The following is a 20,987-nucleotide window of genomic DNA, read 5'->3' on the forward strand; positions in this document are numbered from 1 at the left end:
CGGGGCGCTCCTCCTCGCCGAGTCGCCGGGGGTTGTGCGGCGGGCCCCGCCCCCGGGCGGCCACGCGCCTCGCCTGACCCGCCGGGACCCGGAGGCGGCCCGGCCCGCGCTCTCCCCGGCCGGCCCGCCCGTGGCCGGGGGCGGGGCGCGGGGCCGGGGGTGGCGGTGAAGTAGCGGCGGGCGTGCAGGGCGACGTACACCAGGCCGATCAGGACGGGCACTTCGATGAGGGGGCCGACGACTCCGGCGAGGGCCTGGCCGGAGGTGGCGCCGAAGGTGGCGATGGCGACGGCGATGGCCAGCTCGAAGTTGTTGCCCGCGGCGGTGAAGGCCAGCGTCGTGGCGCGCGGGTGGTCGAGGCCGACGGCGCGGCCCAGGGCCATGGACCCGGCCCACATGACGGCGAAGTAGGCCAGCAGCGGCAGGGCGATGCGGGCCACGTCGAGGGGCTGGGAGGTGATGGCGTCGCCTTGCAGGGCGAAGAGGACGACGATCGTGAACAGCAGCCCGTACAGGGCGAAGGGGCCGATGCGCGGGATGAGCCTGGTCTCGTACCAGGTGCGGCCCTTGGTCTTCTCGCCGATGCGGCGGGTCAGGTAGCCGGCCGCGAGGGGGATGCCGAGGAAGATGAGCACACTGCGCGCGATCGCCCACACCGAGACGTCCAGTCCGGTCCGTTCCAGGCCGAGCCAGCCGGGCAGGACGGAGAGGTAGAACCAGCCCAGGGCCGAGAAGGCGATCACCTGGAAGACGGAGTTCAGGGCGACCAGGACGGCGGCGGCTTCGCGGTGGCCGCAGGCGAGGTCGTTCCAGATGACCACCATGGCGATGCAGCGGGCCAGGCCGACGATGATCAGGCCGGTGCGGTAGGCGGGCAGATCCGGCAGGAACAGCCAGGCCAGGGCGAACATGAGCGCCGGGCCGACGATCCAGTTGAGCAGCAGGGACGGCAGCAGCAGGCGACGGTCGCGGGTGACGGTGTCGAGGCGGTCGTAACGCACCTTGGCCAGCACCGGGTACATCATCACCAGCAGGCCCAGGGCGATCGGCAGGGAGACCCCCGCCACGGTCACCTTGGCCAGTGCGTCGCCCAGGCCCGGGACCAGGCGGCCCAGACCGAGCCCGAGAGCCATGGCGACGAGGATCCAGACGGCCAGGTAGCGGTCGACGAAGGACAGGCGTCCGGCCACGTTCCCCTCGGGTACGGCAGTGCTCACGAGGCGGCTCCGGCCGGCGCGGTGCGCTCGGGCAGCGGCTCCCCGGCGGGACGGGTCAGGATGCCGGCGAGCCGGTCCGTCATCTCCGGGACGAGCCAGTAGTAGACCCAGGTGCCGCGCCGCTCGCAGTCGATCAGACCGGCCTGCCGCAGCAGCTTCAGGTGGTGCGAGATCGTCGGCTGGGACAGGTCGAAGGCCGGGGTCAGGTCGCAGACGCAGACCTCACCACCCGCACGCGAGGCGATCATCGACAGCAGGCGCAGCCGCACCGGATCGCCCAGCGCCTTGAACACCTTCGCCAGCTCCCCGGCCTGCTCCTCGTCCAGGGGAGCGGTCAGCAGTCCCGGGCAGCATGCGCCGGTGTCATCGGTCCGGCCGAGTACCACCAGTTCTTGATTCGACACTTCTCTATATTGACAGTCTTCGATTCAGCACGCAATCCTGCAACGACAGACATCATCGACAGACATCAATGCAATCGGATGGGAGTCCGTCGTGTCTCGCGCTCAGCTCGCCCTGCGTGTCAGTGACCTGGAAGCGTCGATCACCTTCTACTCGAAGCTGTTCGGCACCGAACCGGCCAAGCGGCGCGAGGGCTACGCCAACTTCGCCGTCACCGAGCCCCCGCTCAAGCTCGTGCTCATCGAGGGCGAGCCCGGCGAGGAAACCCGTCTCGACCACCTCGGCGTCGAGGTCGAGTCCACCGACCAGGTCAGCGCCGCCACCACCCGGCTCAAGGACGCCGGCCTGGCCACCTTCGAGGAGAACGAGACCTCCTGCTGCTACGCCCTCCAGGACAAGGTGTGGGTGCACGGCCCCGGCAAGGAACCCTGGGAGGTGTACGTGGTCAAGGCCGACGCCGACACCCTTGGCCAGAGCGCCGGCGCCGCCCCGCGGGCCTGCTGCAGCACCGCGCCGTAGCCGACCTTCCCCTGCGCGTCTGCCGGGCTTCTCTCACGGGGTGCCGAGAGCCGTGGTCTCCGGTCGTCGTGCGCCGGCGGGACCACGGAACGGGAGAGAGCGGACCGGTGAGAGAATTTCCAGGTGATGACAGGAACCAGTGACATCGAGAAGGCGGCCGGTGTGCTGCGCGCCGGCGGCCTGGTGGCCCTCCCGACCGAAACCGTCTACGGCCTGGGCGCCAACGCCGAAGACCCCGCTGCCGTCTCGCGCATCTTCCAGGTCAAGGGACGTCCGCCCTCCCATCCGCTGATCGTCCACATCGGCGGCGCGCAGCATCTGGACGACTGGGTGGAGGACGTGCCCGAGACGGCGCGCCTGCTGGCCGAGCGCTTCTGGCCGGGGCCGCTCACGCTGGTCCTGCGGCGCGGCCGGCGGGTGCCCCTGGAAGCCACGGGTGGCCTGGAGACGGTGGCCGTGCGAGTGCCCGACCACCCCGTTGCCCTCGCACTGCTGTCGGCCTTCGGCGGCGGCGTCACGGCCCCGTCCGCCAATCGCTTCGGCTCGGTGAGCCCCACCACGGCCGGCCACGTCCGGGCGGAGCTCGGGGAGGCCGTCGACTTCGTCCTGGACGGCGGTCCCTGCGGGGTCGGCGTCGAGTCGACCATCGTCGACGTCACAGGTGAGACCCCGGCCATCCTCCGGCCCGGCGGAGTGACCCGCGAGGACCTCGAAGCGGTGCTGGGGTATCCGGTCGAGGTTCCGTCCACGAGCCATGTCCGGGTGCCGGGTCAGCACCCGTCGCACTACGCGCCGTCTGCGCGGGTCGTCCTGGTCGAACCGGAGCAGGTCGTCGACGAGGCGCGGCTCGCGCAGGAGCAGGGGCACCAGGTCGGCGTCCTTCTTCCCCCGTCCCTCGTCGGCACCCCGGTGAAGGCGCATGCCGTGGTGGATGTCCCGGCGTCCCTGGCCGGCTACGCGCGCGAGCTGTACGGGTTCCTGCGCGAACTCGACCAGCAGGGGTGCGACCTCATCGTCGCCTCCTTGCCGGTGGAGGAGAGGCTGGGACTAGCGATCGCCAACCGGCTGCGTCGCGCCGCGGGGCCCCGTCCCACCGCGTGACCGGCGGTGGACCTCTCGCGTCCCGGACGCGATTGGTCCGCTCCTCGGTGCACAATGCCCTCGTGCAGCCGCTGCCGATTCCCTGCCCCGCCCATCTCGTTCCGGACGCCACCGGCACGGACGCCTTCCATGACGTGTACCGGGCGGCCATGGCGCAGCAGGCGGTGTTCGTCGCCATCGAGTCCGAAAGACGGCAGCGGTGGACCGTGAAGGCGGACACGCTCTCCGCCGGCTCCGGCCACGCTGTCGACGGTGCCGTGAACGATGCGGTCCGGGCCGCGATCACCCGGTTGGTGGAAAACCGTGAGGTCGACCTGGACGCCTACGCGGGACCGGTCTACTTCATGATGCACGGCGTGGGGAGCGAAGACCGAGCCCGTGAGCTCGCGGCCGCGCTCCACGCCGCCCTGTACGGAGACCTGGGGCCCCTGACCCGCGCCGTGCCTCCCGCCTCCTGACGGGAGGCAGCGGCAGATCGCACCGAGGGGCCGCGCCGCGGCGGTCAGGACGCCGTGGGCGCAGCCGCGTCGAGGCCGCGAGCGGCGACGAGCCGGGCGCTGCCGTCGGCCAGGCGGTAGCGCAGGCCCACCACGGCGGTCTGGCCGGCGGCGACCTTGTCGGCGAGCGCCCGGGAGCGGTCCAGCAGCAGGTCGACGGTGTGCCTTATGTGCTCGGAGAGGATCTCCTCGGGCTCGACCTGTCCGGCGGCTCGGGCGGCCAGCACGCTGGGGGTCACCCGCTCGACGATGTCCCGGACGTACCCGGCCGGTGTCATGCCGTCCTCCAGCGCGGCGCACGCCGCGCCGACCGCGCCGCACGAGTCGTGCCCGAGGATCACGACCAGCGGGCAGTTCAGCACCTCCACGCCGAACTCGATGCTGCCCAGCACCTCCGGGCCCATGACGTGGCCGGCGGTGCGCACCACGAACAGGTCGCCCAGACCTCGGTCGAAGATGATCTCGGCGGCCAGCCGGGAGTCGGAACACCCGAACAGCACGGCGAAGGGCTGCTGGCCGGGTGCGGTCTCGGCGCGGCGAGCGGCGTCCTGGTTCGGGTGCTCCGGGGTGCCGGCCACGAAGCGCTGGTTACCGGCCAGCAGCAGTTCGAAGGCGTCACGGGGCGTCGGCGTCTTTATCTCGCTCATGTCGGCAGCCTACGAGCAGGCACCAGCGGTCGCACCACCCGGTCTCCTCGGTCATCGCCGGGCCGGTCGGCCGACGACCTTCCCGCCTTCGCTCAACGCCACGAACCCCTCCCGGTAGCGAGGGGGCGACGATCCGCCCGCGCGGGCCGAGGTCCCGGTGCCGCCCCTGGTCCCCGGACCCCGAGGACCGCGGGGCAAGCCGGCGCCGGCTGTCACGCCGAGGCGCCCTCGGGCCCGTGCGCACGGAGCGGCCGGGCCACCGGCGTGAGGATGCGGTGGCCCGGCCGGGACGCGGTGGTGGTCAGCCGTTGGGAAGGATCACCGCGCGGCCGTTGATCGTGCCGGCGTGCAACCGCTCGTAGGCGAGCGGGGCGTCGTCCAGCGAGAACGTCTCGGTGTGCACCGACACGGCGCCGGAACGGGCCAGCGCGAGCACCTCCATGAGTTCGGCGCGGGTGCCCCAGTAGGGAGCGGTGACCGAGACCTCGAAGGGCAGCAGGCCGAAGCCGACGGGCAGCGCGGCGCCGCCGATGCCGACGATGGCGACGTCCGCCTCGACACCGGCGACGGCGGCGGCGGTGCGGACGGTGGGCTCGACGCCGACGAAGTCGAAGACCGCCTGCGCGCCGGTGCCGGAGGTCAGGTCGCGGACCTTGCCGGCGGCCTGGGCATCGGAGAGGACGGCGTCGTGGGCGCCGACGGCGCGGGCCAGTTCGAGCTTGTGCTCGGTGACGTCCAGGGCGACGACCCGGGCCGGGGTCATGGCGCGCAGCAGCTGGATGGCGACGTGACCGAGACCGCCGGTGCCGATGACGACGGCGGTGGAGCCGGCGACCAGCTTGGGCAGCGATCGCTTGATCGCGTGGTAGGGCGTCAGGCCGGCATCGGTCAGCGGTACGGCTGCCACCGGGTCCAGGCCCTCCAGCGGCACCAGATGCCGGGGGTCGTCGACGATCATGTACTCGGCCATCGAACCCGGGGAGCCGAGGCCGGGCGGCATGATGCCCAGCTCGGCGGCGCGCAGGCAGTAGTTCTCCTTGCCCTCCGCGCACTTGGCGCAGGTGCCGCAGCCCCAGGGGCCGTAGACGGCGACGGCGTCGCCCTCGCTCAGCCCGGTGACGCCGGCGCCCAGGGCGGCGACGGTGCCCACGCCCTCGTGTCCGAGGGTCAGCGGCAGCGGGTAGGGGAAGTTCTCGGCGGGCCAGCTCATCACCGCGATGTCGGAGTGGCAGACGCCGGCCGCGGTGACCTTCAGCAGCACCTGTCCGGGACCGGGCTCGGGGTCGGGGACGGTGACGACCTCGGGGGCGGCGCCGACGGTGCGGTACTGCAGTGCCTTCATGAGGCATGGCTCCTTTCCGGGGCTCAGAGGGCGGTGTAGGCGCCGTCGACGAGGTGGTAGCTGCCGGCCACGAACGAGGCGCGGTCGGACAGCAGGAAGGCGACCAGTTCCGCGACCTCCTCGGGGCGGCCGAGGCGGCCGGCGGGGTGCAGGGCGACCAGGCCGTCGTACGCCGCCCGGTCCATGCCCTGCAGCAGCGGGGTCTCTATGAAGCCGGGGCCCACGGCGTTGACGCGGATGTTCTTGGCCGCGTACTCGGCGGCGGCGGTCTTGGTCAGACCGACCACGCCGTGCTTGGCGGCGACGTAGGCGGCGGAACCGGCGAAGCCGACCGAGCCGAGGATGGAGGCGACGTTGACGATCGCGCCGCCGTTGCCGGTGGCCTCGATGGCGGGCAGTTCGTAGCGCAGGGAGTAGAAGACGCCGTCGAGGTTGGTGCGTACGACGCGGTCGTAGGCTTCGATGTCGTAGTCGCCGGTGGGCGCGCTCGGGCCGCCGATACCGGCGTTGTTCACGGCCAGGTCGAGGCCGCCGAAGGCGTCGACGGTGAAGGCGACGGCGGCGGCGACCGACTCGGGCGAGGTGACGTCCAGCCGGACGGCGGCGGCCTTGATGCCCTCGGCCTTCAGTTCGGCCGCGGCCTTCGCGGCGCCCTCCTCGTTGTAGTCGGCGATGACCACTCGGGCGCCACCGGCGCCCAGCCGGCGGGCGGTGGCCAGGCCGATGCCGGAGGCGGAACCGGTCACCAGGGCGCTGCGTCCGGCGAACTCGGTCGCGTATTCGGTGTTCGAGACAGTACTCATAGTGCCTTCACTCTTCGCTGTTGCGGTCGGCGGCCGCTTGGGCGGCCTCCGAGGTCAGGGCGTCGTAGGCCTGCTCCACGAGGGCGGCGAGGTCTGCGGCGCAGGAGTCGTCGTCCGACGCGCCCCGCGCCCACAGGCGCAGCGCGGCGGTGAGGACTCCGGCGGCGGCGTCGACCACGACGGCCGGGCGTACGTCCCGTACGTCATCGGTGTCGAGCCGTTCGGCGATGATGCGGATCGACTCCTCCTGGGCGTCGACCCGGATGCGTTCGTACGCGGCGAAAAGGGCGGGTTCGCCGTCCACCAGGGCCAGCAGCCGGCGCATCCGGGGCCGGACGTGCCAGGCCGGGTTCTCCCGGTCGGCGAGCCAGTCGCGTACGGCTCTGCGGTAGGCCAGCAGGGGAGGTTCGGCGGCGGGGCGCTCGCGCAGGAGGGCGTTGATGCGGTCGCCGTCACCGCGGACGAAGTCGAGGGCCGCGTCCTCCTTGCCGGCGAAGTACCGGCTGAAGGTCCGGCGGGTCACATCGGCCCGCTCGGCGATGGCCTCCACGGTGGTGGCGGCGAGACCGCGTTCCAGGATCAGATCGACCGCGGCGGTGGCCATCGCGTCACGCGTCTTCCGAGCCTTGCGCTGTCGCCGGTCCTCGGTGGTGGCGGTGGGGGGCTCCGTTGCCTTCATGACCGCACCATAACCCGTCATGTCCCGATGGGACATCTTTCCCGATGGGACACTTGTCTCACTGGGACATCAATGAAGGGGTGCTCGCCGCCTGTACCGAGGCGGACGTGCGGCCCCAGGGTCCGCATGCGAGGGGAATCCGCGGCGCGAGATGGGCAGCGGACCGCGAAGGGGGGAACGACGTCGGGAACACGCCGGTGGGTGAGGCTGCGCGAAGGGCGGGTGGCCGCTTCGTAGCATGAGCCGATGATCACGTCCGGCGGTCAGTCTCCTCGGCAGCGGCGCGAGCGGCAGAGGTCGGTGCGTCGCCGCCGGTTCGCCCTCTGCCTGGCCGGGGCCGGTGCGATGGTGGCCGTCGCGGCCTGCGTGTCCCGTGGCGGCTCCGAACACCCGGCCGCCGTCCGCTCTCCCCTGACTCCCACGCGGACGACCACCGCGTTCGGCGCACCGGCGCCGCGTCCTGCGGGCAACGTGCGGATCGCCGCCGTGGGGGACATCGTGATGGGCTCGCTGCCGGACGACCTGCCGCCGGATGACGGCGCCTCGTTCTTCGCACCCGTCGACGATCTGCTCACCGGGGACGTGGTGCTCGGGAACCTGGAGGGCACGCTCGCCACCAGCGGCTCCAGCAAGTGCGACCACATCGAGGGCCCGAACTGCTTCGCGTTCCATGTCCCGCCGTCCTACGGCCACCGGCTCAGGGAGGCCGGGTTCACGGCCGTGAACACGGCGAACAACCACATCGACGACTTCGGCGCGGAGGGACGGCGCGAGACGTTCGCCGCGCTGCGCTCGGCGCACGTGCTGTACACCGGCCGCCTGGGCCAGATCACCATGCAGCGGGTGCACGGCATCAGGGTCGCGCTGATCGGGTTCGCTCCCGACCACGGGGCGAACGACATCACGAACATCCCCGCCGCACAGCGGCTCACCGCCCGCGCCGCGAAGACGGCGGACATCGTGATCGTCACGATGCACGCGGGCGCGGAGGGCTCGGACCGCACCCACGTGGCCCCCGGCACCGAGTACTTCCTCGGCGAGAACCGGGGCGACAGCCACCGCTTCAGCCATGCGGTGATCGACGCCGGGGCCGACCTCGTCGTGGGCAGCGGCCCGCACGTGATGCGCGGTATGGAGTTCTACAAGGGCAGGCTGATCGCCTACAGCCTCGGCAACTTCACCGGCTACGAGGTACTCGGCCTCGGCGGCACGCTCTCGACCAGTGGCGTGCTTCAGGTAACCCTCCGCGCCGACGGCGGCTACGTCTCCGGGCGACTGCGCCCGACCCGGCTCGTGGCCCCCGGCACCCCCGAGCCGGGCGGCGAGGCGATCGACCTCGTCTCCGGGGTGTCGCGAGAGGACTTCGGCTTCCGCGCCGCTCGCATCTCGGCGGACGGGACGATCCGGCGCCCGTAGCAGCCGGACGGCGGCCGAAGGCGCCTCGACGCCCGCGGCGCGAGGTCGCCCTGTCGGCCGTGGTGTCCGCAGGTCACGGCTGGTCAGACGTCATCCAGTCGGCGTACGTCCTCCTCGTCCCACGTCCTGGTGTCGCGCGGCTGGGTGTAGGGCTCGGCCTCGGGCGGGTGGCCGCCGGCGACGGCGCGCTGGCGCACGGTCTCGGCGTCGAACTCCAGGCCCAGCAGGACGGCGAGGTTGGTGATCCACAACCAGACGAGGAAGACGATGACGCCGGCCATCGTGCCGTAGGTCCTGCTGTAGGAGGAGAAGTTGGCGACGTAGAAGGCGAAGCCGGCGGAGGCGGCCATCCAGATCACCAGGGCGAGGAAACTGCCCGGTGTCACCCAGCGGAACCCTTTCACCTTCGCGTTGGGGCTCGCCCAGTACAAGATCGCGATCATCACCGTGACCAGCAGGATGAGGACCGGCCATTTCGCGATCGACCACGCCGTCAGCGCCGTGTCGCCGATCCCGAGCGCATGCCCGGCTTCACGGGCCAGCGCGCCGGTGAAGACGACGATCAGCGCGCTGGCCACGGCAAGCACCATCAGCACGACCGTGACGCCGAGGCGCACCGGCAGGATCTTCCACAGCGGGCGGCCCTCGGGCATTTCGTAGACGACGTTCGCGGCGCGGATGAAGGCGGCCACATAGCCCGATGCCGACCACACCGCCACCACGATGCCCACAAGCGCCATCACCGATCCGGTGCCCGCGTTGCCCTGCAGCTGCTCCACCGCCCGGGTGATGATGTCCCGTGCCGAGCCGGGCGCCAGCTGTTCGAGGTTGGCCACCACCTTGTCGGTCGTCGACCTGCCGGTGATGCCCAACAGAGAGACCAGCACCAGCAGGGCGGGGAACAAGGACAGCACGCCGTAATAGGTCAGCGCCGCTGCCCGGTCGGTCAGCTCGTCGTCCTTGAACTCCTTCAGACTGCCCTTGAGCACGGCGCGCCAGGCCCCTTTCGGCAGCTTCGTGGGCCCGTCCGGTGCCGCCTGCTCGACGTGCGGGCCCGGCCCCGCCTCCTGCGGTGACGGCGCCCGGGAGGCCGGCGCCCGCTCACCGCTGTGATGGTTCTTCAGCCCTGGAAGATGCAGCTTCGCCATACCGGGCGGGTAACCGCACGGCACCCGCTCAAGCCCGGTACGGCGGCCGGCGCCGCGCACCGGCCTTCACTGGCCCTTCGCCCGGACCCGTTGGGACCTCCGCGGGGTGGGCACCCGGTCGGTACTGCCGTGGAGGAAGCGACTCCTCTTCCCGGTCGGCGACCGCGGGGCGTCCGAGCGGCGCACGCACGCCGCGTGCGTGTGATCGCGCGAGCGACCGGAGGCAGGGCCGGGAACGAGCCCGATCCGCTGTCGCTGCCTCCAACGGGTCAGGGACGGTGTCGTTCTCCAACGGGTCAGGGACGGTGTCGTTGCGGAAGGCCGTGCTCCGCCGCCCGGGCGATCTCGGCGCGCAGCTGGGCGCAGTCGGCCATCTCGCGCGCGTACAGATCGGGGTTCAGCTCGGCGAGCGGGGCGAGGCTCTTCTCGGAGACGGCCACCTCGCGTAGCGCTTCGTCGAAGGCGCCGGTCCAGGGGAGGGTGTCCGCGACGTTGTAGTGGCAGGTCGCGACGGCCAGCGCGTACTGGTCGGGTTCGGCGTGCGGCTCCACCCCGCGTGTCAGCTCAGGCCCTCGAGAGCGGAGCGCAGGGCTTCGGAGTCCTGTACGGGCACGTCGCGGCGCGGCTTGCGGATCACCATCTGCCCCTGCTCGACGCGAGGGTCCGACCGCACGACGACATCGGTCGGCCCCGCGAGCCGTACCGCGATGCCGTACCGGAAGAGGTGACGGAGCGCGGCGACGACGTCCGCGAGGACGGCGGCGGTGGCGGTGCCGGTGAGGACGTCCTCGCCCGGCGCGTTGGCGCCCGGCGGGCGTAAGTCGGCGTGGACGACGCCGGCCCGGCTCAGCACGTCTCTCGCAGCGCCCGTCTCCTGTCGGTCCGACGCGGCGAAGAGATGGAAGGCCACCTGTCCCCCGGTGCCGGCGCCGGTGGCCGTGGGTGTCGTCGTCGTTTCCCCCATGACTCGACAGCATGGCGGCAGACGGAGGGCTGTATCAACCGATCGGAGAGCGGGCGGCAGCCAATGGCTACGGACACGCCACCACCGGGCCCGCGAGCACCTCCGCACCGCTCAACTTCAAAGACCCGGAAATGTCCGCGAGGAACTCCGCGGTTTCCTTCGGTATGCCAACTGCCTTTTACGGAAGGGGTTGTCGCACCATGTCAGAGGATTCTATGCTGACCCGGCCCGATGGTGTTGTGACGGGGTGTCGATATCGCCGTGCTGGTAGGGCCATATACCCATCTCCTGCTCGAAAGGCATGTTCCGTGCGCACAACCGAACTTGGTTTTGGAGGTCCGGTCGTCGGCCGGATAGGACTGGGCACGATGGGGATGTCGTTCGCCTATGATCCGCAGCGCCGCGACGACGAGGTCTCCGTCACCGTCGTGCACCGTGCGCTCGATCTGGGCGTCAATCTGATCGACACGGCGGATGTGTACGGGCCGTTCACCAACGAGGAACTCGTCGGGCGTGCCCTGCTCGGCCGGCGTCACGAGGCCGTGCTGTCGAGCAAGGGCGGCGTCCGGTTCGACGGGACGGACTTCAGCCTCGACGGACGTCCCGAATACCTCAGGTCCGCCCTGGAGTCCAGCCTGCGGCGCCTGCGCACCGACCACCTCGACGTCTACTTCCTGCACCGCGTCGACCCGCGGGTCCCGGTGGAGGAGAGCTGGGGCGAACTCGCGGATCTCGTGGCCGAGGGCAAGGTGCGCGCCCTCGGCATCTCCGAGGCGTCCGTCGACGAGATCCGCCGGGCCCGTGCCGTGCACCCGGTCGCCGCCGTGCAGTCGGAGTTCTCCCTGTTCACGCGTGACTTCCAAAGCGACGTCGTGCCGTTCTGCCGTGCGCACGGCATCGCGTTCCTGTGCCACTCGCCGCTCGGCAGCGGGCTGCTGGGCGGGCGCTACACCACCCGCGTGGACCTCGCCGAAGGCGATTTCCGGGCCGACATGCCCCGGTTCACCGAGGAGGCGATGACCGCCAACGCCAGGCTGGTGGACCGGGTCCGGTCGGTGGGTGAGCGTCGTGGCGCCACCTCTGCCCAGGTCGCCCTCGCCTGGTTGCTCGCGCAGGGCGAGCACGTCATTCCGATCCCGGGCACCAAGACCCCGCGCTACCTGGAGCAGAACGCCGCGGCGGCCGAGCTCGTCCTGTCCGCTGAGGACCTTGCCGAGCTGGACGCGCTGCCGGCACCCGTGGGTGCCCGCGAGTAGCGAGGCGCCGATACTCCGTCCTTTCTCTACCCGACACGATTGGTCCCACGTGAACAGATTCGCCGTCTTCGATCTCGACGACACGCTGGTGGACAGCACGGGAGCAGTGGACCGGTGGTTCATCGAATTGACCGAACAACGGAATCTGGGGGCGGCGGGACTGGATTTCCTCAGGGCGGAGCAGCAGCGCCCAGTGACCCCTCGAGAATCCTTTCAAGCCATCATCGACCGATTCGGATTCTCCGAAACACCGGATGAACTCCGAAGTATATTCCTGGAGCGCGTACCGCTCCTTTCCCGCACATTCGACGGCGTCCTGGACAATCTCAGGGAACTGCGTGCGCGTGGGTGGCGGACGGCCCTCCTGACGAACGGTACGGCGTTGGACCAGCAGCCGAAGATGCGCGACGGCCTGGCGGAGCTGTTCGACGTGGTGTGCTTCGCCGACGACGAGCCGATGCGCAAGCCGCATCCGGAGATCTTCCGGCTGGTCGCCGACCGCGCGGACGCCGGGCTTGACGGAGCCTGGATGATAGGCGATTCCCTGGAGTACGACATCGCGGGCGCCGCCGCCGTGGGCATGTCGACCATCTGGATCTCCGGCGGCAGGCCCCTCCCGAAGGGGGAGCCGGTCCCCGGACAGGTCGTGGCCTCGGTCGCCGAGGCCTTCCCCCTGCTGCACGCCGCCGGATGAGCGCGTGCGGCCCGCGGCTGGAAGCGCGGGCCGCACGGAACGCCGACCGGACCAGATGACCTCCTGGTGCTGCGACCGGAAGGGTTCACCGGCTCGCGACGCCCGGCAAACCTTCCAGCCACAGCACTAGCGGACGACCCGGTCGTCGGACGAGAGCCGACGGGCACGCGAACGGCGCAGGTCGCGCGTGATGTTCATCCGCTTCAGCCAGCGGTCCGAGCCGTCGAAGCGCGCCTTGAACGGCCGGCGCCCGTGGATCGCGCTGTTGTTGTCGAGGAAGAGGATGTCACCGGGAGTGAGGGCGACGTCCTGGAGCTTCCGGTTGATCTCCGCGCACAGCCGCTCCAGCGCCCCGGCCGCCTCCTCGGTCAGCGGCTCCATGCAGTCGGGGTCGACGCACAGGTAAGGATCTGCTTCGTCACCGAACAGGATGCTCACGACCGGCGGGGTGCGGTGCAGCTCCTCGATCCGGTCGAAGCTCTCCTTCGCCAGGGCGTGCCGGCTCTCCGGCAGGTGTGTCGTGTACGCGTTCCGCTCCGCGGAGTGCGAGCCGCTCGGCCGGGTGGCGAAGAGCGGCTTCCGGAGTGTCGCGCGGTCCGCCTCCGTGATGTCGAGATCGGAGATCTCGGCGTACGTGGTCGGCGCGCTGTACGGATTGCGCAGGCACATCAGCGCGGTGTAGTCCGCCCGGTAGGGGTGGAACGCTTCCTCGGTGTGCCACTCGAGGGTCTCCTCCGAACCGGAGGAGATCTGCTCCTTCTCGTGCCCCTGGATGGGCACGATGTTGTGCATCACCAGCCCGTTCTGCAGGGTCGCGTACCCGAACGGGTCGCCGAGGAGCTGCGCGCACAGGACGAAGACGGACTCCTCCCGCAGGGCCGGCGAGACCTCGCCCTCGGGCTGGTGCCAGTCGCCGGGGGTGGGGCCGATGTCCTCGCCGATCCGGATGCCGGACAGCAGGAATCCCCCGGACGGCTCGGTGAGACGGAACTCGACGAGCGCCTCCCGGAGTTCCCTCGGCAGCTCGTGCGCGAGCACCGCGGCCTTCCTGTGGAACGCCGCCTCGTGCACGCTCGACAGGTCACGGGTCAACTCCCGCACGAGTGCGTCGATGTCCTCGTTGGCCTGTGCGTCCAGATGGTACTTCTCCATGTCCACGACCTTCGTAGCAACAGTGTGGTCTTCGGCGCCGGCGGTGCCGCTCACCCTTCCCCGTCGACGAGGGCGTAGGCCCGCACGGGGAATGTGCCCATGCCGGCGACGGGGATCGGCGCGGCGTGGAAGCGGAACTCCCGGCCCACGACCTGCTCCAGACCGGTCATGTGCTCGACCACGGGGATGCCGGCGGCGAGGAGCCCGGTGTGCGCGGGCCGTGCCAGGTCGGCCATGTCGTCGATGTTGACCGAGTCGATGCCCACCAGGGCGGGACGCCGGGCCACCAGCCACTCGACGGCCGCCTCGGTGAGGAAGGGGTGCTGCGGGTCCCCGTACGACGGGGTGGCCCAGTGCCGGTCCCAGCCGGTGTGGACGAGGACGGCCCGGTCGGTCACCTCGAGGCCCTCGAACACCTCCGGACCGATGCCGCTCGGAGAGCCGGCGGGGACGCTGATCGCCACGCCCTCCAGATCGACGAACCGGGACAGCGGTACCTCCGAGAGGTCGGCGCCGCCGTCGAAACGGTGGAAGGGGACGTCGGCGTACGTTCCCGTGTTCGCGACGAGGGTGATGCGCCCGATCTGGAACTCGGTCCCGGGGGCGTAGCGGTCGCGGGAGTCCACCCGCGACATGTGGTCCTCGATCACCGGGCCCGGCAGCCCCGGGTAGGTGGTCATGCCTTCGCGCACCACGTGCGAAAGGTCGACGAGGTCCCTCTTGTTGCTGGTCATCGCGGAGCTCCGAATCGTCGCAGTCGGCTGGGCAGAGTGGCCAGCGACAGCCAAGGTGTGTAGGAGTAGTCGGACATCGACGCGTGGAACGTCTTGCCGAATCGTGTGTAGTAGAGGCCGTTCTCCGAGTTCACACTGAGCACGGTGATCGAACCCCGGTGCAGCCGCAGCTGCACGGAACCCTCGAGCGGGCGGTCCAGATCGGCCAGGCACCTGGCCAGGCTCTCGCCGAGGTGGCTGAACCAGCCGCCCTGGACCACGGTCGTGGTCCATTCCCGGGCGATGGACCCGCGCACCCCGTGCTCCTGGGCCGTGAAGACGGCGTTGGCCAGGACCTGGTGCGCCTTGATGATGACGGTGGCGGCGGGAGCCTCGCGGATCTCGTGGTTCTTCACCCCGAACGGAGTGTCCTCGAGACCGGAGGAGCGGCCCACCCCGTGCTCGCCGGCCAGCGTGTTGAGACGCTCCACGAGGTCGCCGAAGGCGATCGGCACGTCGTCGAGAGCGACGGGCAGCCCTTGCCGGAACGTGAGGAGCACCTCGGCCGGGTCGGTGGGGGTGTCGGCGACGTCCCGGGTCCAGCGGAAGACGCTCTCGTCCAAACGGTTCTCCGGGCTCTCCAGGGATCCGCACTCGATGACCCGCGCCCAGGGGTTGGCGTCCACGCTGTGGATGCCCTCCGGAAAGGAGAGGCCGGCCTCCTGCAGCGAGGCCAGTTTGGCCTCGCGCGGCAGGTCGGAGCCGAGGAACGGCGCGGCCACGCCGATCTCCGGGGCGAGGGCGGCGATCGAACCGCTGAGCCGGACCGAACTGTTCTGCATGTACGTCGCCGTGTGGCCGATCACATCGCAGCCGCGTTCCCTGGCCACCTGCACGGCGGTCCGTGCCATGAGCGGCCGGGTGAGCGTCGAGCCGACCGGGAACTGGTCCTGGTACAGGGCGTCCGCGTGGACGGCGGCGGGAGCGAACTCGTCGAAGAACCGGTCCGTCACGTCGACGTCGACGAAGCTCGCGCCGAACATCCCGGCCTGTTCGGCCGCGGTGGCCGAGGACTCGCGGTCGCCGATGCGAAGGTGCAGGGCCGTCACCGTGGTCCCCAGGGCCTGGAGCCGCTGGAGGAGGTACGTCCCGTCGACGCCGCCGGAGTACAGCAGCAGCATGTGCCGCGGCGGCTGCTCGGCGAGTTCTTCCAAGCTCGTCATGAACCGGTGCACGCCGGGTCCTCGATTCGTGGGGTGGTGAGCGGGCCGGAGGAGAAGAGGCCGATGTCCCGCAGGGGCCGGCACACGCGCGAGCCGGCGGGTCGGTCCGCCCGTGACGAGCGGATGTCCGTGACGGCGAAGCACCGCCGCAGCCAGCGGTCGGTTCCGTCGAAGCGCGCGGCGAACTCCGAACGGCCGTGGATGGCGGTGCGGTTGTCGACGACGATCAGGTCGCCCACGTCGAGGACGCTGCCCCGCAGGGTCGCGAGGAACGCGGATCTGAGCTCCTCCAGGGCCGCCCCCGCCTCCTGGTCGAGTGCCTCCATGGCGTGGAAGTCGGCGAGGAGGTCCGGGACGGCGGCCGTGCCGGAGAGCACCGGCAGCGGACCGGTGAGCAGGTCGCCGGCGCCGACGCCGAACGAACTGCTCACCCTGAGGCGGAAGCGCGGCTCCCGCAGGACGCCGGCGGTCCGCTCGGACAGCAGCGGCAGCGCCTGGGCCGCCGCGCCGACGACGGTCCGGGCGATGCGCTCGTGGTCGGGGCGTATACACAGGAGCGTGATGAAGTCCGGCTTGGACGGGTGGAATCCGTCCTCGGTGTGGAGTTCGAGGTAGACCGTTCCGGAGTTCTCCTGCCGCCTCTGGGCCCCCTCGACGGGGGTGACGTCCTGGACGATCCGCCCGAGCTTTTCGTCCGCGTAGGCGATGACGTCGCCCACGGTCGACGCCACGGCGAGCTGCGCGAAGGTGGCCACCGGCAGGTCGTTCCAGTGGGAGAGGAACCCGTCGGCCGGAGTCGCGGGGGGCACGAGGTCGACGGGGATGTTCCGGAGCAGGAGCGCGCCGGCGTCGTTCCCGTGCCGGCGGAACCGGCCGAGTGCCTCGAGAATGCGCCTCGGCAGTCGGAGTCCCGCGAACTCGGCCTCCGTCAGCAGCTCCTCGTCGTCCAGCGGCCGGTCCTTCAGGGCACGGGCCGACGCGGCGAACACGTCCCTGGCCGCCTCGCGTTCGTCGTGGGTGAGCGTGATCGTCACGTCGTCGAGCGGCGCGATCGCGCTGTCGGCGGGATCGCCGCCGACGGCGGCCGGTGGATGGGTTGGTTCACGTACCTGAATCACCAGGCCCCTTCCCTTGATGTCAAAACTGATTCCGAAGTCAGGCTGTCCGAAACCTCGTCTTAATTGGCCGTTTCCGTCGTTGCGGACCCGTACATTCCGCTTGCCGGGCATGACCGAGCAGCGCATCAGGACGAGCCGGAACCATGCGGTTCCGGTGGTTGATGCGGAGACAGTTCCAGAGGCTCCAGCCGGGTCCGGCACACCCGGACCGGGGTTGCGACCTGACTTACTCGGCGAGGCTTTAGAGCCGATCAGCGGTCCGTTGCGATGCCGATGTCCCGAAGGGGTACGGCGCTGCGGTATTGAATGGCGTACCCGGGCCGGGCCCGACTGTGTCACTCATTGAAGACACCCCCGTGTCAAGGCATTCGCCTCATGCGTCCGCCATCGAAACAGAAAGGTGCGGAGGGCGCAAGCGCCTTCGTCAAGTCGCGTTCGAGAGATTGCCTCTTGCCTGCCCTACGAGCCCGAACTACAGTGCAGCCCACAGCTCACAAGGCGTGCCGGGCACGGCGTGAACGGGGGATACACAGTGAGGTTGGGGTCGTACCGAGGTGGCGGGTCTCCTTGCCCCTCACACAGCCTTTTCAAGGCTCCTTCTTTCCGGCAGAGCGAACTTCCGCACGTTTTCGGGTGCATCCACCAGGGTGAAAGACCCTTTTGATGACTTCCTCGCGACCTGCCACCCGTTAATGATGGTGTAATCTTCCCTACTCGGGGCCGATGGCCGTCCCAGGGGCGGGTCGACCCGTTTCTTCCGTCGGGTGTGTGCGGTTTTTCCCGCACCCCGCGACTCCTCGTCCCGACCCCGTCGGGGGCATCCATATGCCCGAATTCGGCGGGTTCCACTGAAATGGGCGAAATTCACACCCATTCGCCGTTCCTTCCATTGCGCCCGAGGTCACGCGCTTCGCGGCGGACGAATTGCACTGGGCAGGGAAAAGCACCGTGGATTTCTGGAAATGAACCGGTCTACCATTCACGACCTGATAGCCGCACGCGCTCGGTCGAACCCCGACCTGCCGGCCGTCGAGTACGGCGACGAGCGCCTCGACTTCCGCGAGCTGGAGCGCCGTTCCGACGCCGCAGCCCGGAGACTGAGCGCACACGGCGTCGCGCCGGGCGTCTTCGTCGCCGTGTCCCTGGAGCGTTCCGCCGCCATGGTGGTGACGCTGCTGGGCATTCTGAAGGCCGGTGGCGGCTACGTGGCCCTGGACCCCGCGCACCCGGAGGCCCGGCTGCGCTGGATCCTGGAGGACATCGCCCCGCGCCTGGCGGTGGCGAGCCGGGACATGCGGGACGCGGTGCCCCGGACCGGCATCCCGGTCCTGGTCGCCGAGGAGCTGGCCGACGCACCGGTGGCGCACGGGCCTGACGCCGCCCCGGTGACGGCGGAGACGGGCGCGGTACTGCCCGAAGGCGATCCCGACCGACTCGCCTTCATCACGTACACGTCCGGAACCACCGGCCGCCCCAAGGGCGTCATGCATGTGCACGACTCCATGGCCTACTTCATGGAGATGATCCGGCCCTACCTGGGTCTGGGGCCGGGCACCCGTTTTCTCCAGTTCTACCCGCTGACCTGGGAGACCCAGGCCCTCGACATCTACGCGGTGCTCGCCGCCGGCGGCACCGTGGTCATCCCGCCCGCCGGCACCGAGACGGCCGGGCCCGGCCTGGTCGGGTTCCTCAGGGACGCCCGCGTGACCGCGGCGATGCTGCCCCCCGCGCTGCTCGCCGAGCTGACCGAGGAACCACCTCTGCCCGCCCTGCACACGCTCGCCTACATCGGGGAGCGATGTCAGCCGCAGACAGCCGAGCGCTGGGGGCGCGGGCGACGCCTGATCAACCTCTACGGACCGACCGAGGTGACCGTCGCGGCCAGTGCCTCGGACGAACGGCCGCCCGGCGACGCACCGCCGATCGGCAAGGCCCTGCCCGGCCGCGAACTGCACGTCCTCGACGAGCAGATGAATCCCGTGGCCGACGGCGAGCCCGGTGAACTCTACGTCGGCGGCCGAGGCCTGGCCCGCGGCTACTGGGGGCTCCCCGAGCTCACGGAGCGGGCGTTCCCCCCGGACCCCTTCAGCGGCCGGCCCGGCTCCCGCCTCTACCGCACCGGCGACCGGGTGCGGTACTTGCCCGACGGCAACCTCGATTTTTTGGGCCGCGTGGACGGACAGCTCAACGTCCGCGGCCAGCGCGTCGAACGCGGCGAGATCGAAGCGGTGATGGCCGCCCACCCGGGCGTGCAGTCCTGCGCGGTCGTCGTCCAGGGAGAGGGCCCGGACGCCAGGCTCGTCGGCTTCGTCGTCGGCGCCCCCGGCATCGAGAAGGAACTGGCCGACCGGCTGGCCGAAGAGCTGCCGCCCGCCATGGTCCCGTCGCTCCTCGTCCCCTTGGAGCGCCTCCCGCTCAACCAGCATGGCAAGGTGGACCTGGCCGCGCTGCGCGCGCACCGCCCTCGGTGGGCGCTCTCCCCCACCACCGGATCTGCTCCGCGCCCCGGGCCCGAGGCCGATCTGGCCCGCATCTGGGAGGACGTCCTGGGCGTCGAGGGCATCGGTACCAACGACGGCTTCCGCGCCCTCGGTGGCACCTCGCTCCAGGCCATCAGGGTGCAGAACCGGGTCCGCGAGCACTTCGGCGTCCCGCTGACCGTCCGGGAGCTCCTCGGCGCCGGCACCCTGGCGGAGCTGGCCCGCCTCGTGACCGCCGGCGACACCGAGCGCAGCGCCCTGCCCCCGCTCACGCGCACCACCGCCGGCCCGTCGCACCCCGCCTCCCTGCACCAGCGGCGGCTCTGGACCCAGGCCCGGATGAAACAGGCCGCGTCCGTCGCCTACAACGAGACGTCCGCGCTCCACATCACCGGACCGGTGGACCTGCCCGCCCTGCGGCGCGCCGTGCAGGACCTGGCGGACCGGCACGAGGCCTTCCGCAGCAGCCTGCACCTGGACGGCGCCGACCTCCGCGTCGACGTCGCACCGCGTGTCACGGTGGAGCCGGCCGAGGAGGACCTGACGGGGGCGGCCGACCCCCTCGCGGCGGCCACCCGGCGGGTCGCGGAACTCGGCGCCGTCCCCTTCGACCTGGAGCGGGCACCGCTGCTCAGAGCCACCCTGCTCAGCCTGGCGGCCGAGGAACGGGTCCTCGTCCTCGTGACCCACCACACCGTCGCCGACGGCCTCTCGCAGGACGTGCTCGACCTCGACCTGGCGGAGTGCTACGCCGCGCGCCGGGCCGGACGGGAACCGGCCCCCCGGCCCGAGAACGCGCTCCGCCCCCGTGACCACGCCCTGTGGCAGCGCGCCACGGCCGGGCACCCGGTGCTCGCCGCGGGCCTCGACCACTGGCGCTCCGTGCTCGCCAGCGCCCCCACCGAGACCGACCTCCCGACCCTGACGGCCCGGCCCGCCTCGTTCAGCCACCTCGGTGGCCGGGTGAACCACGCGACGGGCGCCGAACTGCGCGCGGCCGTCGAGCGTTTGGCCAAGCAGGCGGGCACCACCCCGTACGCGGTGTGCCTCCTGGCGCTCGCCGTCCTGGTGTCGCGGCGCACCGGGCAGCAGGACGTCCTCATCGGCTCCCCCTTCTCGGGCCGCCCGAGCCAGGAGGCCGAGGACGTCATCGGCTTCTTCACCAACACCGTGGTGATGCGTGTGACCCTCGACGGCTCCCCCGACCCGGTCCCGCTGCTCGGCACCGTGAACGAGCGGATCCAGGAGGGCCTGGAACACCAGTACGTCGCGTTCAACGACGTCGTGCGGGCGGTCGGGGCCCGGGCCGGCGCGTCGGGCCAGCCTCTGGTCCAGGTGGTCCTGGCCTACCAGGGGCCGTTGCGCCCCCATGCCGCCCTCGCCGGGGCCCGTGTGGTGCCGTGGCTCGTGGACAACGGCACGGCCAAGGCCGATCTGACGGTGGAGATCAACGAGGTCGGGGACGAGCTGGTGGTGGTCCTGCCGTACAGCGCCGACGTCATGGACCTGCCGACCGCCGAGCACACGCTGGCCGAGTACGTCGAGATCCTGCGCGAACTGACAGCCGTCCGGACAGACGCCGCACGGTCCTGAGGCACCGGACGGCCCGCCCGGCG

At 71.1% G+C, this 20,987-nt stretch carries 20 protein-coding genes; 7 read left to right on the forward strand and 13 right to left on the reverse strand.

Translation table 11 applies throughout. The annotated features are described in order from the left end of the window. Together arsB and FRZ03_RS28475 are read right to left on the reverse strand one after the other, a co-directional pair. The coding region (arsB, locus tag FRZ03_RS28470) for an ACR3 family arsenite efflux transporter (protein WP_261399384.1) at positions 1–1,217 on the reverse strand (1,217 nt) is incomplete at its 3' end. Continuing rightward, positions 1,214–1,621 (reverse strand): ArsR/SmtB family transcription factor, encoded by a 408-nt coding sequence (locus FRZ03_RS28475; RefSeq protein WP_146467977.1) that lies wholly within the window; start codon positions 1,619–1,621, stop codon positions 1,214–1,216. The genes arsB and FRZ03_RS28475, both read right to left, overlap by 4 nt. Before the next feature lie 91 nt (positions 1,622–1,712). On the opposite strand from FRZ03_RS28475, the gene FRZ03_RS28480 reads away from it, so the two are divergent. From FRZ03_RS28480 to FRZ03_RS28490, 3 genes are all read left to right on the forward strand, one after another. Continuing rightward, complete coding sequence (locus FRZ03_RS28480; protein ID WP_146467978.1) at positions 1,713–2,138, forward strand: ArsI/CadI family heavy metal resistance metalloenzyme; 426 nt, start codon at positions 1,713–1,715, stop codon at positions 2,136–2,138. Between the two features lie 126 nt (positions 2,139–2,264). After that, positions 2,265–3,239 (forward strand): L-threonylcarbamoyladenylate synthase, encoded by a 975-nt coding sequence (locus FRZ03_RS28485; RefSeq protein ID WP_146467979.1) that lies wholly within the window; start codon positions 2,265–2,267, stop codon positions 3,237–3,239. A 62-nt stretch (positions 3,240–3,301) separates the two neighbouring features. Next, on the forward strand, positions 3,302–3,697 hold the full coding sequence (locus tag FRZ03_RS28490; protein ID WP_146467980.1) for a hypothetical protein: 396 nt from the start codon (positions 3,302–3,304) through the stop codon (positions 3,695–3,697). 44 nt (positions 3,698–3,741) lie between these two features. Here FRZ03_RS28490 and FRZ03_RS28495 read toward each other — a convergent pair whose 3' ends face one another. The 4 genes from FRZ03_RS28495 to FRZ03_RS28515 all read right to left on the reverse strand — a co-directional run bounded on the left by FRZ03_RS28495 (position 3,742) and on the right by FRZ03_RS28515 (position 7,207). Then, complete coding sequence (locus FRZ03_RS28495) at positions 3,742–4,383, reverse strand: carbonic anhydrase (RefSeq protein ID WP_146467981.1); 642 nt, start codon at positions 4,381–4,383, stop codon at positions 3,742–3,744. Between the two features lie 301 nt (positions 4,384–4,684). Then, positions 4,685–5,725: an NAD(P)-dependent alcohol dehydrogenase gene (locus tag FRZ03_RS28505; protein WP_146467982.1), complete on the reverse strand. Its 1,041-nt coding sequence runs from the start codon at positions 5,723–5,725 to the stop codon at positions 4,685–4,687. A 23-nt stretch (positions 5,726–5,748) separates the two neighbouring features. Further along, entirely contained in the window at positions 5,749–6,528 is a 780-nt protein-coding gene (locus tag FRZ03_RS28510; protein WP_146467983.1) for an SDR family NAD(P)-dependent oxidoreductase, read from the reverse strand. A 7-nt stretch (positions 6,529–6,535) separates the two neighbouring features. Continuing rightward, positions 6,536–7,207, reverse strand: coding sequence for a TetR family transcriptional regulator (locus FRZ03_RS28515; RefSeq protein WP_146467984.1), 672 nt, complete (start codon positions 7,205–7,207; stop codon positions 6,536–6,538). Between the two features lie 246 nt (positions 7,208–7,453). Here FRZ03_RS28515 and FRZ03_RS28520 point away from each other — a divergent pair, with 246 nt between their 5' ends. Then, positions 7,454–8,623 (forward strand): CapA family protein, encoded by a 1,170-nt coding sequence (locus tag FRZ03_RS28520; RefSeq protein ID WP_146467985.1) that lies wholly within the window; start codon positions 7,454–7,456, stop codon positions 8,621–8,623. A gap of 83 nt (positions 8,624–8,706) precedes the next feature. Here the strand turns inward: FRZ03_RS28520 and FRZ03_RS28525 are convergent, their stop codons facing one another. From FRZ03_RS28525 to FRZ03_RS28535, 3 genes are all read right to left on the reverse strand, one after another. After that, positions 8,707–9,771, reverse strand: coding sequence for a YihY/virulence factor BrkB family protein (locus FRZ03_RS28525; RefSeq protein ID WP_146467986.1), 1,065 nt, complete (start codon positions 9,769–9,771; stop codon positions 8,707–8,709). Between the two features lie 296 nt (positions 9,772–10,067). Further along, a complete protein-coding gene (locus FRZ03_RS28530) occupies positions 10,068–10,322 on the reverse strand; it encodes a hypothetical protein (RefSeq protein ID WP_146467987.1) in 255 nt (84 codons plus the stop codon). An 8-nt stretch (positions 10,323–10,330) separates the two neighbouring features. Beyond that, the gene (locus FRZ03_RS28535; RefSeq protein ID WP_146467988.1) at positions 10,331–10,735 is read right to left on the reverse strand and encodes a hypothetical protein; all 405 of its coding nucleotides are present in this window, start codon (positions 10,733–10,735) and stop codon (positions 10,331–10,333) included. Positions 10,736–11,043: 308 nt separating this feature from the next. Here FRZ03_RS28535 and FRZ03_RS28540 point away from each other — a divergent pair, with 308 nt between their 5' ends. Both FRZ03_RS28540 and FRZ03_RS28545 read left to right on the forward strand, forming a co-directional pair. Then, positions 11,044–11,991 carry an aldo/keto reductase gene (locus FRZ03_RS28540; RefSeq protein WP_146467989.1) on the forward strand — a complete coding sequence of 316 codons (948 nt, stop codon included), beginning with the start codon at positions 11,044–11,046 and terminating at the stop codon, positions 11,989–11,991. 49 nt (positions 11,992–12,040) lie between these two features. Next, positions 12,041–12,685, forward strand: coding sequence for an HAD family hydrolase (locus FRZ03_RS28545; protein WP_186785662.1), 645 nt, complete (start codon positions 12,041–12,043; stop codon positions 12,683–12,685). 126 nt (positions 12,686–12,811) lie between these two features. Here the strand turns inward: FRZ03_RS28545 and gntD are convergent, their stop codons facing one another. From gntD to FRZ03_RS28565, 4 genes are read right to left on the reverse strand one after another with little or no spacing between them, the layout of a single operon-like run. Further along, positions 12,812–13,837: a guanitoxin biosynthesis L-enduracididine beta-hydroxylase GntD gene (gntD, locus tag FRZ03_RS28550; RefSeq protein ID WP_146467991.1), complete on the reverse strand. Its 1,026-nt coding sequence runs from the start codon at positions 13,835–13,837 to the stop codon at positions 12,812–12,814. Between the two features lie 50 nt (positions 13,838–13,887). Further along, complete coding sequence (locus tag FRZ03_RS28555; protein ID WP_146467992.1) at positions 13,888–14,571, reverse strand: cyclase family protein; 684 nt, start codon at positions 14,569–14,571, stop codon at positions 13,888–13,890. After that, complete coding sequence (locus tag FRZ03_RS28560; protein WP_146467993.1) at positions 14,568–15,773, reverse strand: argininosuccinate synthase domain-containing protein; 1,206 nt, start codon at positions 15,771–15,773, stop codon at positions 14,568–14,570. Before FRZ03_RS28560 ends, FRZ03_RS28555 begins: the two co-directional genes overlap by 4 nt. Further along, the gene (locus FRZ03_RS28565) at positions 15,770–16,891 is read right to left on the reverse strand and encodes a Fe(II)-2OG oxygenase family protein (protein ID WP_186785663.1); all 1,122 of its coding nucleotides are present in this window, start codon (positions 16,889–16,891) and stop codon (positions 15,770–15,772) included. Before FRZ03_RS28565 ends, FRZ03_RS28560 begins: the two co-directional genes overlap by 4 nt. Positions 16,892–17,853: 962 nt before the next feature. Here FRZ03_RS28565 and FRZ03_RS28570 point away from each other — a divergent pair. Beyond that, entirely contained in the window at positions 17,854–20,964 is a 3,111-nt protein-coding gene (locus tag FRZ03_RS28570) for a non-ribosomal peptide synthetase (protein WP_146467995.1), read from the forward strand. Positions 20,965–20,987: the final 23 nt, after the last annotated feature.

Origin of the sequence: Streptomyces misionensis, from assembly GCF_007896895.1 — a bacterium.
Classification (GTDB): domain Bacteria; phylum Actinomycetota; class Actinomycetes; order Streptomycetales; family Streptomycetaceae; genus Streptomyces; species Streptomyces misionensis_A.

What these genes read in the sequence shown, in the direction of transcription:
- FRZ03_RS28510 (WP_146467983.1), bottom strand. Translation starts at nt 6,528, where the DNA reads ATGAGTACTGTCTCGAACACCGAATACGCGACCGAGTTCGCCGGACGC.
- FRZ03_RS28570 (WP_146467995.1), top strand. Translation starts at nt 17,854, where the DNA reads ATGAACCGGTCTACCATTCACGACCTGATAGCCGCACGCGCTCGGTCG.
- FRZ03_RS28515 (WP_146467984.1), bottom strand. Translation starts at nt 7,207, where the DNA reads ATGAAGGCAACGGAGCCCCCCACCGCCACCACCGAGGACCGGCGACAG.
- FRZ03_RS28520 (WP_146467985.1), top strand. Translation starts at nt 7,454, where the DNA reads ATGATCACGTCCGGCGGTCAGTCTCCTCGGCAGCGGCGCGAGCGGCAG.
- FRZ03_RS28505 (WP_146467982.1), bottom strand. Translation starts at nt 5,725, where the DNA reads ATGAAGGCACTGCAGTACCGCACCGTCGGCGCCGCCCCCGAGGTCGTC.
- FRZ03_RS28560 (WP_146467993.1), bottom strand. Translation starts at nt 15,773, where the DNA reads ATGACGAGCTTGGAAGAACTCGCCGAGCAGCCGCCGCGGCACATGCTG.
- FRZ03_RS28495 (WP_146467981.1), bottom strand. Translation starts at nt 4,383, where the DNA reads ATGAGCGAGATAAAGACGCCGACGCCCCGTGACGCCTTCGAACTGCTG.
- gntD (WP_146467991.1), bottom strand. Translation starts at nt 13,837, where the DNA reads ATGGAGAAGTACCATCTGGACGCACAGGCCAACGAGGACATCGACGCA.
- FRZ03_RS28525 (WP_146467986.1), bottom strand. Translation starts at nt 9,771, where the DNA reads ATGGCGAAGCTGCATCTTCCAGGGCTGAAGAACCATCACAGCGGTGAG.
- FRZ03_RS28485 (WP_146467979.1), top strand. Translation starts at nt 2,265, where the DNA reads ATGACAGGAACCAGTGACATCGAGAAGGCGGCCGGTGTGCTGCGCGCC.
- FRZ03_RS28555 (WP_146467992.1), bottom strand. Translation starts at nt 14,571, where the DNA reads ATGACCAGCAACAAGAGGGACCTCGTCGACCTTTCGCACGTGGTGCGC.
- FRZ03_RS28535 (WP_146467988.1), bottom strand. Translation starts at nt 10,735, where the DNA reads ATGGGGGAAACGACGACGACACCCACGGCCACCGGCGCCGGCACCGGG.